Raw genomic sequence first — 14824 nt, 5'->3', positions numbered from 1 at the left:
GGTTCAGGGCGGGGAACGGGTTTTCAGTGTGCGCCGAAGATCAACGATCGGTGCACGCCCGATCCCGCCCGCACGCCATCGCCCACGGACAGTGCCACCGAGCCGAACGGCATGGCCGCATCACCACAGGCAAACACCCCCGGCACGCTGGTTTCCCGGGTCATGTCAGTCTGGATGAAGGCGCCGAGCGGGCCGTCCTCGAATTCACACCCCAGAGAGGCGGCCAACGAGCTGCCCACGCGGGTACGGGGCAAGACGAACAGACCATCAATGGCGACCACCCGCCCGCCTTCCAGAACCACATTCGCCCGCTCGCCTTCAATGCGCTCGACCGGTTCGGCCTCCAGCGTCACCCCACGTAGCTCCAGGCTGGCCCGCTGCTCCGGGTCCGGCTCGAATACGCCATTGGTGAAGAACGTCGTCGGCCCCCAGTCGGGAAGCATCAAGGCGTGGTGCAGCGACATTGGCGACGTTGCCAGCACGCCGATCGGCCCCTGGTCCAACTCATAGCCGTGGCAGTAAGGACAGTGGAACACGCTTTTGCCCCAACGCTCAGCCAGCCCTTGCACCGCCGGCAAGTCATCGATCACCCCGGTGGCCAACAGCAAGCGTTGGGCATTGAAACGTTGCCCGCGGGCGGTTTCCAGGGTGAAGCCGCCCTCCTCCTTGCGGGCCTGGACCACGGTGTCCGAGACCCACTCCACCGTCGGATACGCCATGAGCTGGGCACGGGCATCCTCGGCGATGTCAGCGGGCGCGCGGCCGTCCTGTCCGAGAAAACCATGGGAAGTCGCGGCGAACCGGTTGCGGCGTTGTCCGCCATCGATCACCAGCACCTTTCGCCGGGCCCGTGCCAGTTGAAGTCCTGCCGACATACCCGCGTAACTGCCGCCTGTAATGATGACGTCGTAGCCCATGGTCTCTCTCCAAGGTGGTTTTCGAAGAACCGCTAAAGTCTCGACACATCGTAAGTTCCTTGAAAAGCCCCTGTCAACGATCTCGTAACTTTTGCAATTACAGGCGATACTCAGCCCCGTCTCAACAACAGAACAACGCCGTTACCATGAGAAACGACACTCGCCTGTCCCGCATGCTTCATGTACTCATCCACATGGACCGTCACCAGCAATCCGCCACGTCCGACACCATCGCGCAGATGCTCGGCACTAACCCTGTGGTGGTGCGCCGGACCATGGCGCTGCTCAAGGAACAGGGCTACGTCACGTCAGAGAAAGGCCATCGCGGCGGCTGGACGCTGAGCAAATCCCTGGCAGAGATGACCTTGCTCGACATCCATCAGGCCTTGGGCAGCACGTCGATTTTTGCCATTGGCCTGTCCACCGATCACCCGCAGTGCCTGGTGGAACAAGCGGTGAATGCAGCGCTGACGGATGCATTCGATGAGGCCCAGGCGTTGCTGCTCAAGCGTTTGGGCAGCATCACCCTGGCGCAGTTGGCGGAGGATTTTGATCAGCGCTTTCGGGTGGGGCACGGCTGAATGGTGGGAAGCGGGCCCGATCAGGCATCGAGATCGGCGACCCATCGACGCTGGATGTGCCGTTCTTCGAGCCGGCCCGCTTCACTTTATTGAAACATCGCCGCATTCAACCACGACAAGCGTTCACCGCGGGCACCCGGCCACGCCACGGCTGAGCGCGTTCCAGTTGCGCGGCCAGGGCCAGCAAGGTGCTTTCTTCGCCAAAGCGACCGGCGAAGTGCGCGCCCATCGGCAGGCCATTGCTGCTCCAGGACAACGGCACGGACATCGCCGGCTGGCCGCTGGCATTGAACAGCGCGGTGAATGGCGAGTAGCTGTGGTAGCGCTCCACCAGTTGGTCGAGGCTCATACACACGTCCTCAACGTCCAGCTCGCCAATCGGTACCGGTTCACGGGCCAGGACCGGGGTGAGGATCAGGTCGTAATCGTGCATGAACATCGCCAGTTGCCGGCCCAGGGCATGAATCCATTCCACTGCGGCCGCGTACTGGGCGCCGCTGACGTTGCCCTTGTCCCGCAGGATGATCCGGGTGCGCACCTCCAGTTCCTCGGCCTGTACCGCGGATCCGCGCATCTGGCCCAGCAGGTCAACGTAATGGCGAGTGCTTGCCCCGATGATAGTGAAGACCTGGTCGAGAAACTCCGGCAGTACCACCGGCAGGGTGACCGGTTCGACACGGTGACCCAGGGATTCACACAACCGCGCCGCCTCGCCTACGGCCTTCAGGCTTTGTGGCGATGTCGGCCAGGGACCGAGTTGCTCCACCAGGGCAATGCGCAACGGTTGCGGATCGCGCTGCAACGCCGTCACATAGGGCAACGTCTGGACCGGCGCGGCATAGGGCGCTCCCAGATCCATTCCGGCGGTGGCGTCCAATAACGCGGCGCTGTCGCGCACTGACAAGGTGATCGCATGGGGCGTGCCCATCCCCGCCCACCCCTCGCCGACCATCGGCCCGGACGGCAGCAGGCCGCGGCTGGGCTTGAAGCCGAATACCCCGCAGCAAGAGGCCGGCACCCGCAACGACCCGCCGCCATCGTTACCGTGGGCGAACGGCACTACCCGGGCCGCCACCAGCGCTGCTGCACCACCGCTGGAACCACCGGCGCTATGCCGGGTGCTCCAAGGGTTTCGGGTGGCGCCGAAACGCGAAGATTCGGTGGAGTACGACGTACCGAACTCCGGTGAGGTGCTGGTGCCCAGCACCTGACAGCCCGCCCGTCGCAAGCGGGTGACGACTTCGGATTCGAAATCCGCCCGCAAATCGCCCAATGAGCGTGAGCCGTTGGTCATCGCTGCACCCGCAACGGGTGAAAACAGGTCCTTGATCAACGTCGGTACGCCCGCCAACAGGCCCTGCCCGACCTGAGGCGTGTTGGCCGCTTCCCGTGCCGAATCGTATAACCGCTCGGCCACGGCATTGAGTTGCGGCTCGACCCGTTCAAGACGTTCGATGGCCGCCTCCAGCAGTTCGCCGGGGCGGATCTCGCCGCGCCTGACCCACTCGGCCAGTGCGCTGGCGTCTTCGTTGTCCATCAAGTGGTGGATGTCTTGCATGCCCATGCTTCAGATTCCTTGTTTCATGACGATTGACGGGAGCCGAGAGTGGTCGCCTGACCATGGCCTCGAGTACGCAGGCCGACAGCGATCCAGAGCAGCGCGGCGGCAAAACTGGCGACTGCCAGCCATTGGATCGACTGGCGCAGATCGCTGGCGAAGGCGCCCACAGAGGCCACCACCAGCGGACTGACGAACTGGCCGATGTACAGAAACGAGGTGAACCCTCCCAGCCCGCGACCGCGGGTGCTGGCGGTCAAGGCATTCATCACGGGAGCCATCACGTTGGGTACCAGCAATCCGGAACCCAGGCCCTGGATGAAGACCGCCACCAGCACGGCGTTGTAGCTCTGGGCGCGCATCAGCAGCCAGAGCCCGAGCCCTATCAGACTCAGCAACAGCGCGTTGCAACCGGCAATGCCGAAGCGACGGCGCAGCAAGGGCCACATCAACGAACCGCCCAGGGTCGCCAGCAGGCTCAAGCCTGCCGCCATGCCGATCAGCGTGCTGGAGGTGATGCCCAGGCTGACCAACAGCGTCGGCGCCTGGATCGGCACGATGAAGGTCAGCACCATGCCGCCCAGAATCATCAGGTAACCGACCATCAGCGACCGCACCGCGACCTTGGCCGGACCCGATTCGTCCGCTGGCTGCTCGGCCCTCGGCCGCCTGATCATCGACGGCTCCCACAGCACCTTCATCATTGCGGGCACCAGCAACAATGGCAGCAGGTACAAAAGGAACGGCGAGCGCCACGAATGCTCCCCGAGCGCCCCGCCCACCACAAAGAACAGCGCCCCCACCAGGCCGATGGTCACCACTTGCCGGTTGACATAGCGCAAGCGCTCTTCGCCGTGCCAGTAGTCAGCAATAAGGGTCGCGCAACAGGTCATCACCGCCGCCTCGGCGCAGCCGAACAGCAACCGGGTGCCGACAATCGCCGGCAGGTTATCGAGCATCGCCGGCAGCGCGCCGAGCACCGCGTAGAGCAACGTCGCAATCACCAGCAGAGCCTTGCGCCCGACCCGGTCCGCCAGCCAACCGGCCAACGGCGCGCACAAGGCAATCGTCAGGGCCGGTCCGGTGATCGCCAACGGCACCAGCAGATCGGCCCGCGGTTCCATAGGGCCGAATTCGGCGCCCAAACGGGGCAAGATAGGTGCGACCATCACCGAGCCCATGATGGTCAGGCTGCTGCCGAGCATCAGCACCAGTCCTTCACGCCGACCCGTGGCCTGGCGTGACGGGGCTGCGGCTGTTGAAACGGAACTTGATTGGTTCATGGGAGCCCCCCTTAGAAACTGTGAGAAATGCGCAGCGCCGTGGTGTAGCCCTCGGCACGGTTACGCGCGTCGAACTCCTTGTAGACGTGCAACCACACAGGCGGCATACCCGGCTTGAAGTAGCTCACCGCCGGCCCGACGGCCATCACCCGGGCGCGATTGCCCGCTTGCAGCCCCGGCGCATCGTCATCGCTGAACTGGCGGTAGTAGTACCCGCCCACGCCCACAGTCCATGGCCCGACGTGTTGGCCCACCGCGAATTCGTGGCGGTACTCGACACCGTTCTTGTAGTCAGTGGCCCGATTGCGCGTGTTGATGTCGACTTCAAAACTGGAAGACACTTCCAAACCGCTGTCGGAGATGTAAGTGGCGTTGAGGATCGGCGAAAAGGTCCAGTGGTTGAGCCCCGGCGAAACCAGGCGATTCTTGTCATAGTCGCCAGTCGGTGCCTGGATCTGGAACTGGGTGTTGACGAACAGGTTGGGCGAGAGAGTCCACTGCAGGATCACCGGCAACAGCTGGATGTCGGCCATGCGAAACGGATCGGCCGCAAGATCCAGCGGACCGATTGGCGTCTGCACCTGTACCGAAGCGTCCATCTGGAAAAACGGCACCACGGTGCCGAAGCCATATTTGGCGCCCAGCACGGTGTAATCGGTCATGCGCATATAGGCGACGCCGATGGACAGCACATCCAGGGAGAAATTGTTGTCCACGGACTTGCCGTGGCGGTCCTTCTGCACGTTGGCCGAATAGAACGCGGTGCGCAGGCCGACGGTGCCAAAGGGCGTGGCTGGCGGCATCATGCCCGCGCCGAAATCATAGACCCCAACCGCCGTGGTCGGCGCGCCGTTTTCGGTGCCATGGGCAGCGCCACCCACACCGATCAGCCCCAAGGTCAACCAAGTACAGCGCCAGGCGTTTGCTTTTTTATTTTGATTCATCGAATGCCCCTCCAACCCTGTGGTGTTGGGGTCATCCTAGGGAGCCGGCCGGTCAGCCGTTATCCGTTTTCAGCACAGATGCGTGCGACGCAGGGTTTGGGAAGGTGTTTCGCCGAACAGGGTCCGATAGTCGCTGGAAAACCGGCTCAAATGCCAAAAGCCCCAGCGTGCAGCCACTTCCTGCACGCCCAGGGCCTGATCCCCGTTGCGCAGTTCACGGCGCACGGCATTGAGGCGCAACGCCCGTAAATAGGCCACCGGATTGATGCCCAGGGTTTCCTGGAAGCAATACTGCAATTTGCGCCGACTGGCGCCGATGTGGTTGCACAGGTCAAGGATCGACAGCGGTTCGTCGACGTGAGTCAGTGCGTATTCCCGAGCCCGGTCAACCATGCGTTTGCGTGCCGTTGGGTTGAGCGGCGGCGCCTCGTCCGGTGCCACCAGGTCCAGTAGGTGCAGCATCACCGTGTCACGCAGGCCACGACGAATCGACTCGTAACCCAGCAATGAGTCACGCCCCTGCTCCCCCCCTTCAAGCTCATCGAATAACGCCGCAAGCTCGGCGGGCAGCGTCGAGTTGCCCAGACGGTAACACTTGGGAAGATCGGTAATTCGAAAGCGGCTGCCTTGACGTTCCAGCACATGCTCCAACGCCTGCTCGTCGATGGCGACACCGAGCAGATCCAGATGCTGGGGCGTGCGCAACTCGGGCAGGTTATGCCCACGGGCGACCAACAGGCTGGGCTCGACAATCGGGTGCCCGGAGCAGAAGACCGGCCCGTCCGCACTCAGCGGCACGCTGAAGGTGATGGCACCCTCCCAGGCCATGCCTTGCTTGGTCAGGGCCTGATTAGAGCGGTCGCGCACCAGTTGCATCCACTCCGAGCGGAACTCGATCAACTCGCCGTCGAAGCGCCCGGGGGTCAACTGGTCATAGCAAACCTGCCAACCGCCCATGTTCCGGGCATGCTCGTCGATGTCTGTGGTGCGGAACCGATTGATCGGTAGCATCGGCAGCCCCTCCGACGAGACCGCTGGCTGCGCCATGTTGTCATTATTCATTGACCCGACCTTTGATGATTCCAGGGCTTATGGGTCAAAGCTCAGGCAAGTTCCATTCCGCCTGGTAGGTCGCTCGTTCAATTGTGCCGAAAACGGATAGACTCCTTCACCGTCCCTGACAAACACCCAGCGCGAAACGATCATGAACGAGATGTCCCTGGATGTCGGCCTCGCCGCCGAGTCCATTTCCCAACCGCGCACCCTGGTATTCCTGGCCTATCCGCAGATGGGCTTGCTGGACCTGACCGGCGCCCAAACGGTGTTCTGGGCCGCCACCAAAGCCATGACCGAACGCGGCCTGCCCGGCTACACCATGCACACCGCCAGCCTGGCAGGCGGATTGACGCAAAGCGCCGAAGGCTTGGTCGTGGATACCCGTGCCCTGCATGAGCTCGACGGGACGCTCATCGATACGCTGATCGTCCCCGGCGCACCGGACATACGACAGGCGATGATCGACTGTGTCGACCTGGTGCAATGGCTGCGCAATGCCTCGGTCCAGGCCAGGCGCACCGCATCGGTGTGCAGCGGCACCTTCCTCATGGCCCAGGCCGGCTTGCTGGACGGACGCCGGGCCGCCACCCATTGGGCCATGTGCGAGATGCTCAGGAGTGATTTCCCGTCGGTTGAGGTGGATCTCGATGCGATCTTCATCCAGCAGGGCAACGTATGGACGTCGGCCGGTGTCAGCGCCGGCATCGACATGGCCCTGGCATTGGTCGAAGCCGATTGCGGTCGCGACGTGGCCTTGCAGGTGGCCCGTGAGCTGGTGGTGTTTCTCAAGCGCCCCGGCGGACAGGCGCAGTTCAGCCAACTGCTGCAATTGCAGATGCAGGAGAGCGCCGGATTCGATGAGTTGCACGTGTGGATTTGCGCACACCTGGACGACAACAACCTCACCGTCGAGCGACTGGCCCGCCAGGCCAGGATGAGCCCGCGCAATTTTGCCCGGGTCTACAAACGCCAGACCGGCCGCACCCCGGCCAAAGCCATCGAGATGTTCCGCCTTGAGGCCGCGCGGCGAATGCTGGAAGACTCTCGGCGCAACATCGACCAGATCGCCCACGCCTGCGGTTTCGGTGACGAGGAACGAATGCGTCACACATTTCAGCGCCACCTGTCGATTTCCCCCCGAGAGTATCGCAACCGGTTTTCCCGTTGAGCGCGAAACTTGCGCTACGGTTCTGTCAGGCCACTTTCCTGGATCGCGCCTGCGAGTCGTCCTGCTCAGCCAGGAGTGCGCTGCAACGGGAACGCAACCAACGCTCGCCCGGATCATTGTGCGAAGCGCCACGCCAGACCATCGACAGCTCGTGCTGGGGCAAGCAGATCGGGGCCGCTTGAGCCCGCATGCCGGTCGTCATCGCCATCGCCTGGGCAACGTAATCCGGCACGATGACAATCATGTCGCTCTCGGCCAACAGCACGGGCAAAGCGCTGAACTGCGGCACGGTCAACACCACCCGGCGCTGTCGGCCCATCAGGCATAACGCGCGGTCCGAGTCATCGATGACATTGCCCATGGACGACACGACGGCATGGGGCCGACGGCAGAATTCATCCAGGGTCAGTTCGCCGGGTTGCGAATCGGCGCGCAATAGCATCGGTCGAATCGGCCGCAGCATCTTGCGCCGGGCATTGGCCGGCAGCTCCAGGGTCGGGCTGATGCCCAGGGATATCTCGCCGCTGGCCAACAGCTGGGACACCTGCCATTGATCGGCCCGGCGCACCACCAAGGTGGTGTCCGGTGCCTCGACCCGCAGGCGCCGCAACAACTCCGGCAGCAGTGCGTACTCGACGTCATCGCAAAGACCGATATGGAAGGTCGCCTCGCTGGTGGCTGGCTCGAACGTCTGGCAGCGGCTCAAGGCTGCGGCGATGCCGTCCAGCGCCGGTGACAGATTGGAGAATATCTCCCGCGCTCGGGAGGTCGGCTCCATCAACCGCCCCGAACGGATGAACAAGGGGTCATCGAACATCAACCGCAGGCGCGCCAGGGCGCTGCTGATCGTTGGCTGGCCGAGGAACAGCTTTTCGCTGACGCGGGTCACGTTTCGCTCGTGCATCATGGTTTCGAAGACCACCAGCAAATTGATGTCAGCACGACGCAGGTCATTTCTGTTCATCATCGTCGTCGCCCCAGGCGCCAGGCCATTGAGTCAGGAGTGGACAAGATCATCGCCTGCGCCCTCCATCAAGGCCTACGGCGACGAGGTGTTGACAGCGTAATTCCCGAGGCAAGCCAGTGTCTGTTGTACGTGGGGACACTCACCCCACCCTTTGGGCAACATCATCGATACTTCGGTATATGCCCAACCCCCTCGCCACAAAGGAGGTGTTGGCACGGCCTGGCGCAATTTCAGGGTTTTATGTCCTACCTCAGCCCAAGCGGCGCTTCTAAGATACGAACCGATGCTCTGTCCCCCGAAATCCCAGAGCGAGACCACGTAAAAACAAAAGGTCTGCCAGCGTGCCCCTACCCTCCGCGATGCTCAAGAACGTCTATGACAGCCTGCGATACACCCCATGCCAGAGGGGGCCGCGACTGTCGATGGGAATCAGCAGCCATCCGCTGGTCAACGCCCTCGGCTGGCTCGTAGGCCTGGTGGTGGCTTGCGGGATTGTCATCATCAACTCCGAAACCCATTCCGACCTGGCGCCGACCCTGCTGTACATCACCTTGTTGTTGATGGCGGCCAACCTGTTCTCCATCAATCTGGTGATCACCGTCGCGCTGATGTGCATGGGTTTGCTCACCGCGATGTTCTTGTACAACGGCGGCTATCACCGCTGGGAATCAACCACCGGCTTCTTCCGCTGCCTGACCGCACTGTCCGCCATTGCGTTCCTGGCGCTGCGCAGCAAGCAGGCTTCCGACAGCCTGCGGCACAACGAGGCTTACCTGATCGGCGCCCAGCGCCTGAGCCAGACCGGCAGCGTAGGCTTTCGCGGCGATCGACAAGCGTTGACCTGGTCGGAGGAGTCGGCACGGATTTTCGAGTACTCGCCCAACAAGACACCGACGGTGTCGATGATGCTGGCGCGCACCCACCCTGAAGACCTGGAATTGGCACGCGGGGTTTTCCAACAGGCCGCCGCTGGCGAACCGCAGATCGAGGTCAAGCTGCGCCTGCTGATGCCTGATGGGCGCATCAAGCACATCCACATGATCGCCAGCCCCCTGCTCGTCCAGCATGGCCGTTTCCAGTACTTGGGCGCGCTCATGGACGTCACCGCCAGCAAGCAGGCCGAAGACGCATTGTTCCGCGCCCAGAGCCAATTGGCCCACGTCACGCGCTTGACCTCCCTGGGGGAAATGGCCGCGTCCATCGCCCACGAGGTCAACCAGCCACTGACGGCCATCACCAGCAGTGGCGAGGCCTGCCGCCGCTGGCTCAAACGTCCGGAGCCCGATCTCCGGGAAGCCCTGGATTGCCTCGACCGAATCGTCGCCAACGGCTGTCGCGCCAGCGAGGTCATCAGCGGTATCAGGGCGCTGTCGCGCAAATGCGACCCGGTGCGCCAGCCTGAGCGGCTGGACGACATCGTCCGCGAGACCCTGAACCTGGTCCAGCAGCAACTGGCTCATCATAAGGTCCGGGCGAAGGTGGACCTGGCAGCGACCGACAGCCATGTCAGCGCAGACCGGGTGCAACTGCAGCAAGTGATCATCAACCTGATCATCAATGCCTGTCACGCCATGGACGCAGTCAAGGTACACGAACGAACCCTGCACATACGCACCTGGATGGAGGATGACGAAGTGCTGCTGGAGGTGACTGACCACGGAACCGGCATTGCCCCCGAGGTCCTGCCGTCCTTGTTCAATGCATTTTTTACCACCAAGGAAAACGGCCTGGGCATGGGCCTTTCCATCTGCCGGTCCATCATTGACTTCCATGACGGCAGGATCTGGGCGACCAGCGAGGCCGGCCAAGGCACCTCGTTCAGGTTCGCGCTGCCGCGGCTCACGGGCACCGCTCTGTCGGGGAGCGGGCAATGAACGCCATGCAGCCCACGAACCCGGTCATCGGCAACGAGCCCATCGTCTATATCGTTGACGACGACGCACCGCTGCGCCAATCCCTCGGCAGCCTCCTGCGCTCCATCGGCCTGCAGGTGCATCTGTTCGATTCGGTCGCACAGTTCATGAACCATTCCAGGCCCGACCTGCCCAGTTGCCTGGTTCTGGATGTACGGCTGCAAGGCACCAGCGGCCTGGAGTGCCAACGGGCGCTGGCCGCGGCCAACGTCCATCTGCCCATCGTGTTCATGACCGGCCACGGTGACATCGCCATGACCGTGCGGGCGATGAAGGCCGGTGCCGTGGATTTCCTCGCCAAACCGTTTCGCGAACAAGACCTGATCGACGCCGTGACCGCCGCCCATCACCAGGACCGCCAGCGGCGCGACGCCGAGCGCAGCCATCAGCAAGTGCTTGGCCGTTACGCCACGTTGACGCCCCGCGAGCAACAGGTCATGGCGCTGGCGGCGTCAGGCCTGATGAACAAGCAGATCGCCGGGAAACTGGGCTTGAGCGAAATCACGGTCAAGATTCACCGCGGCCAAGCCATGCGCAAGATGTGCGCAGGCTCATTTGCCGATCTGGTCCGCATGGCCCAGGTGCTGGAATGGCGTGGCGAACAGTAGAAAGTTCATACACACGTATACTTGGCGGGACCATTGGACGGCGTATCTTGCAGTGACACGGGCGCCTTTATGGCTACCTGATATCACCCCCAGGTATCGACATGTCCAATACCGCAACTATTTCAATTATTGATGATGATGAGTCAGTTCGAATTGCACTGGATGGCTTGTTACGTTCCCACGGATATCGGGTTAGAACATACGCGGGCGCCTTGGACTTTCTATCCTCCTGTGAACTTGAAAACACAGCGTGCCTGATCTCGGATATTCAGATGCCTGGCATGACCGGCATTCAGATGTACGATCGATTGTCGACCCTGGGCATTGATATCCCGATCATTTTCATTACCGGATACCCTGGCGTGCCACCCCGGGTCAGTGCCGGTGTGCCCGAGCCGGTGGCGTTTTTCCCGAAGCCCTTCGACTGCGCCGAATTGATTGCCTGCATCGAATCGGTACTTGCCCGGCCTTCCTGATGCCGCGCCATCGTCGCGACCTCATACCTTTGTATAGATCCCCCCTACCCAGGCATAGGCCCGATGACCTTATGTAGAAGTGTTAAACGCAGGTCCTGCCAATAAGCTTCCCTACAGCGAACCGAAACTGAATGTGCTCGATGGCAACTCATTGCAGCCAGGCGCTTTTGGAGTACTTCGCGACACGGTCACGCTGAAACAGTTAAACAATTCAACGTATCGATTTTGTCTTCGGGAGCTCATCATGAAACAACATATTCTGGTTGTTGGCGCAGGTTTCGGCGGGGTCTGGAGCGCATTGAGCGCCGCCCGGCTGCTGGACCAACACGATCGTAATGACGTGCAGATCACCGTCCTGGCCCCCCAGGCGGAGTTGCGAATCCGGCCCCGTTTCTATGAGCCGAATGTTCACACCATGATGGCTCCGCTGAACGAGCTGTTCGATGCGGTCGGGGTGAAATTCGTGCAAGGTTCGGCGAGCACGATCGACGTCAATAACAAACGGGTCGGCTATGTGGACGTCTACGGGACCCAGGGTACCTTGGGCTACGACCGTCTGGTGCTCGCTGCGGGCAGCAAACTGATCCGTCCCGACCTCAAGGGCATGATGGAACATGCGTTCGATGTCGATGAGATCGAACAGGCAACACGCCTGGAAGCCCACATCAATGCGCTCAAGGATCTACCGGACAACCCAGCCCGCAACACCGTGGTAGTGGCCGGGGGTGGCTTCACCGGGATCGAAACCGCGACCGAAATGCCCGCGCGCCTGCGCGCCGCCCTCGGCGAGGACGCAAACATCCGTGTCATCGTGGTGGAGCGCGGGCCGCAAATCGGTGCGTCAATGGGCGACGGTATTCGCCCGTCCATCATCGAAGCTTCCGACCATCTGGGCATTGAGTGGATCGTCAACGTGTCAGTCGACTCTGTGGATGCTGACGGCGTCACCCTCTCGGATGGCCAGCGCATCGAGTCCAGGACGGTGATCTGGACCGTGGGTTTCCGGGCCAGCCCTTTGACCCAACAAGTGCCGGGCACCCGCGATCCCCAGGGTCGCCTGCACGTCGATGCACATCTGAAAGTACTGGGACAGAACGACATATTCGCCAGCGGTGACGTGGCCTATGCCGCCACCGACACCATCGGCAACTACGCGGCGATGTCCTGCCAGCACGCCATCGCCCTGGGTCGCTACGCCGGCAACAACGTCGCAGCGGACTTGCTGGGCGTGGCGCCGATGACCTACAGCCAGCCCAAGTACGTGACCTGCCTGGACCTGGGCGCGTGGGGCGCGGTATTCACCGAAGGCTGGGACCGCCAGCTCAAGTTGGTCGGGCAGGAAGCCAAGGAGCTCAAGACCCAGATTAACACCGTGTGGATCTACCCACCGGCCGCCGACCGCGCCACCGCCCTGGCCGCAGCTGACCCGTTGATTCCGGTGGCCTGACCCGCGCTTCATCGGCCGGCCAGCCCCCTCCTTTGTGTCTGTGCCGGTTTTTCCCGGACGCTCGCCATTGATGTTTGGGCGGGCGTTTTTTTTTCAGTCCAGGTGCCACGTTTCGAACTCATGGGTCCTGTCGACGTGGGTAGGGGCAAACACAACCTGACGCTTCACTTTATCCGTAACTTGCCTTGTATCCGAATTGTAGGAGTAGTTCTGTCGATGGGTGGTTGGGTAAGCATGGGACATCTGGGTGTAGGCCGCCTGCGCACGCCCCTGATTGGGCCATAGATTGGCATCGGCTGCGGCGTTCGGGTAAACGCCCGTCACATAGTACTGTTCGAACCTGAATTTGACTCTGATATTGCGTGCCACTACATCGGCATGCTGGAGAAATCCAGGTATCAAGAAGTTGGTGCACTCCTGGCAAGGGCTCCATTTGGCGACAAAGATGACCGTCGAATCCGTCGGTATGTTGTTGATGGCGCCATATTTTTCGCTCAGCATCAGCATCAAATGCTGTTCGACGTGAATGTTTCCACCGGCAAATGAGAAGTTCGCAATGCCTTGGAAATCGATGACGCCAGTCGCCAGCTTCACCACCACGACAGCCTGCATGGTGTGTTGCTCCGGGAACAAATGGAGCAAATGCCGCCCCTCGTATGTTGCGCGCCCCATACCAACCTCCCTTTATAAAAATGTCCAGGAAACGCACCCAACCGACGGTGCGATTCTTTATTGCAGTCTTCAGTCTCACGGGCTCAAAGCACTATAGACAGCGATCCATCCTGCTGCCCGCGACACTCGACACAATGCGTGGCTGGACTGAACGTCACCCAGTTCAAATATCGCCTTTGACCAGCAAAATACGTTGCAATGCCCGCCCCTCGCACCAGCGCCGCAAGGTAAGGTAGACAAAAACCATCCCGATCGAGGTGTACCGTGGCCTCCTATTCCCTGCGTCAGCTGAAGTACTTCGTCACCACCGTCGAATGTGGCAGCGTCGCCGAAGCATCCCGCAAGCTGTACATCGCCCAGCCCTCGATTGCGACCGCCGTCAAAGGGCTGGAAGACAGTTTCGGCGTGCAGTTGCTCATCCGTCACCACGCCCAGGGTGTGTCGTTGACCCCTGGCGGTGCGCGCTTCTATCGCAAAGCCCAGGAGCTGCTGCGCATGGCGCGAGAGTTCGAGCAGAACGCGCTGGCTGATAACGACGTGGTCAGCGGTCAGATCGATATCGGCTGCTTCGAGACTGTCGCTCCGCTGTATTTGCCACGGCTGATCGCCGGTTTTCGCCAGCGCTATCCCGGCGTGGAGATCCGCCTGCAGGACGGCGAGCAACAGGAACTGGTGCAAGGTTTGACGGGGGGGCGTTTCGATCTGGCGATTTTTTATGAGCACGATCTCGACGGCACCATCGAGACCGAGGCGCTGATGGCGCCGCAACGACCCTACGCGCTGCTGCCGGCGGAGCACCGCTTTGCCAGCCAGGCTCAGGTGTCCCTGCGCGATCTGGCGCTGGAGCCGATGATTCTGTTGGACGTGCAACCCAGCCGGACCTATTTCGTGAGCATTTTCGAGGAGTTGGGTCTGACACCGAACATTGTTTTCAGCTCTCCCTCGATCGAAATGGTGCGCGGCATGGTCGGGCAATCGTTCGGCTTTGCGCTGCTGGTAACCCGGCCACATTCCACCTGCACCTACGATGGCCAGCAAGTGGTGTGCGTCAACATCGCCGAGGACGTCACCGGGTCGGCCCTGGTGGCGGGATGGCTCAAGCGCACACACCTGACCAAACCTGCGCAGTTGTTCGTGGATTATTGCAAGGAGCAGTTCAAACAATGGCTGGCCTGATGACCAGTCAAACACCGAACCCTGTGGCGAGGGAGCTTGCTCCCGCTGGGGGGCGAAG

The 14824-nt window shown here is 61.8% G+C and carries 14 protein-coding genes; 7 read left to right on the top strand and 7 right to left on the bottom strand.

What is annotated here, in order from left to right:
• Positions 1-23 precede the first annotated feature (23 nt).
• Positions 24-917: an NAD(P)/FAD-dependent oxidoreductase gene (locus MA884_RS08635; RefSeq protein WP_256230058.1), complete on the bottom strand. Its 894-nt coding sequence runs from the start codon at positions 915-917 to the stop codon at positions 24-26.
• Between the two features lie 146 nt (positions 918-1063).
• Between MA884_RS08635 and MA884_RS08630 the strand changes: the two genes are divergently transcribed.
• Positions 1064-1498, top strand: a complete 435-nt coding sequence (locus tag MA884_RS08630; protein ID WP_256230057.1) for an Rrf2 family transcriptional regulator — start codon at positions 1064-1066, stop codon at positions 1496-1498.
• 106 nt (positions 1499-1604) lie between these two features.
• Here the strand turns inward: MA884_RS08630 and MA884_RS08625 are convergent, their stop codons facing one another.
• The 4 genes from MA884_RS08625 to MA884_RS08610 form a co-directional block, all read right to left on the bottom strand.
• The gene (locus tag MA884_RS08625) at positions 1605-3062 is read right to left on the bottom strand and encodes an amidase (RefSeq protein ID WP_256230056.1); all 1458 of its coding nucleotides are present in this window, start codon (positions 3060-3062) and stop codon (positions 1605-1607) included.
• Between the two features lie 17 nt (positions 3063-3079).
• Positions 3080-4339, bottom strand: coding sequence for an MFS transporter (locus MA884_RS08620; protein ID WP_256230055.1), 1260 nt, complete (start codon positions 4337-4339; stop codon positions 3080-3082).
• A gap of 11 nt (positions 4340-4350) precedes the next feature.
• The gene (locus MA884_RS08615) at positions 4351-5283 is read right to left on the bottom strand and encodes a transporter (protein ID WP_256230054.1); all 933 of its coding nucleotides are present in this window, start codon (positions 5281-5283) and stop codon (positions 4351-4353) included.
• 69 nt (positions 5284-5352) lie between these two features.
• Positions 5353-6345 carry a helix-turn-helix domain-containing protein gene (locus tag MA884_RS08610; protein ID WP_256230052.1) on the bottom strand — a complete coding sequence of 331 codons (993 nt, stop codon included), beginning with the start codon at positions 6343-6345 and terminating at the stop codon, positions 5353-5355.
• A 151-nt stretch (positions 6346-6496) separates the two neighbouring features.
• Between MA884_RS08610 and MA884_RS08605 the strand changes: the two genes are divergently transcribed.
• A complete protein-coding gene (locus MA884_RS08605) occupies positions 6497-7507 on the top strand; it encodes a GlxA family transcriptional regulator (protein WP_371134755.1) in 1011 nt (336 codons plus the stop codon).
• Between the two features lie 25 nt (positions 7508-7532).
• Here MA884_RS08605 and MA884_RS08600 read toward each other — a convergent pair whose 3' ends face one another.
• On the bottom strand, positions 7533-8474 hold the full coding sequence (locus tag MA884_RS08600) for a LysR family transcriptional regulator (RefSeq protein WP_305518634.1): 942 nt from the start codon (positions 8472-8474) through the stop codon (positions 7533-7535).
• Between the two features lie 422 nt (positions 8475-8896).
• Here MA884_RS08600 and MA884_RS08595 point away from each other — a divergent pair, with 422 nt between their 5' ends.
• From MA884_RS08595 to MA884_RS08580, 4 genes are all read left to right on the top strand, one after another.
• The gene (locus MA884_RS08595) at positions 8897-10348 is read left to right on the top strand and encodes a sensor histidine kinase (protein ID WP_371134754.1); all 1452 of its coding nucleotides are present in this window, start codon (positions 8897-8899) and stop codon (positions 10346-10348) included.
• The gene (locus MA884_RS08590) at positions 10345-10995 is read left to right on the top strand and encodes a response regulator transcription factor (protein ID WP_256230049.1); all 651 of its coding nucleotides are present in this window, start codon (positions 10345-10347) and stop codon (positions 10993-10995) included. The genes MA884_RS08595 and MA884_RS08590 overlap by 4 nt, the downstream gene beginning before the upstream one ends.
• 101 nt (positions 10996-11096) lie before the next feature.
• A complete protein-coding gene (locus MA884_RS08585) occupies positions 11097-11471 on the top strand; it encodes a response regulator transcription factor (protein ID WP_256230048.1) in 375 nt (124 codons plus the stop codon).
• Between the two features lie 244 nt (positions 11472-11715).
• Positions 11716-12918 (top strand): NAD(P)/FAD-dependent oxidoreductase, encoded by a 1203-nt coding sequence (locus MA884_RS08580; RefSeq protein WP_256230047.1) that lies wholly within the window; start codon positions 11716-11718, stop codon positions 12916-12918.
• Positions 12919-13011: 93 nt separating this feature from the next.
• On the opposite strand, the gene MA884_RS08575 is transcribed toward MA884_RS08580, so the two are convergent.
• Positions 13012-13590: a hypothetical protein gene (locus MA884_RS08575; protein ID WP_256230046.1), complete on the bottom strand. Its 579-nt coding sequence runs from the start codon at positions 13588-13590 to the stop codon at positions 13012-13014.
• Positions 13591-13854: 264 nt separating this feature from the next.
• Between MA884_RS08575 and MA884_RS08570 the strand changes: the two genes are divergently transcribed.
• Entirely contained in the window at positions 13855-14766 is a 912-nt protein-coding gene (locus MA884_RS08570) for a LysR substrate-binding domain-containing protein (RefSeq protein WP_256230045.1), read from the top strand.
• Positions 14767-14824: the final 58 nt, after the last annotated feature.

This window comes from Pseudomonas sp. Q11, from assembly GCF_024494355.1.
Taxonomy (GTDB): domain Bacteria; phylum Pseudomonadota; class Gammaproteobacteria; order Pseudomonadales; family Pseudomonadaceae; genus Aquipseudomonas; species Aquipseudomonas hefeiensis.
The sequence above is the reverse complement of the archived record's forward strand: the minus strand, read 5'-3'. Positions and strand labels throughout refer to the sequence as shown.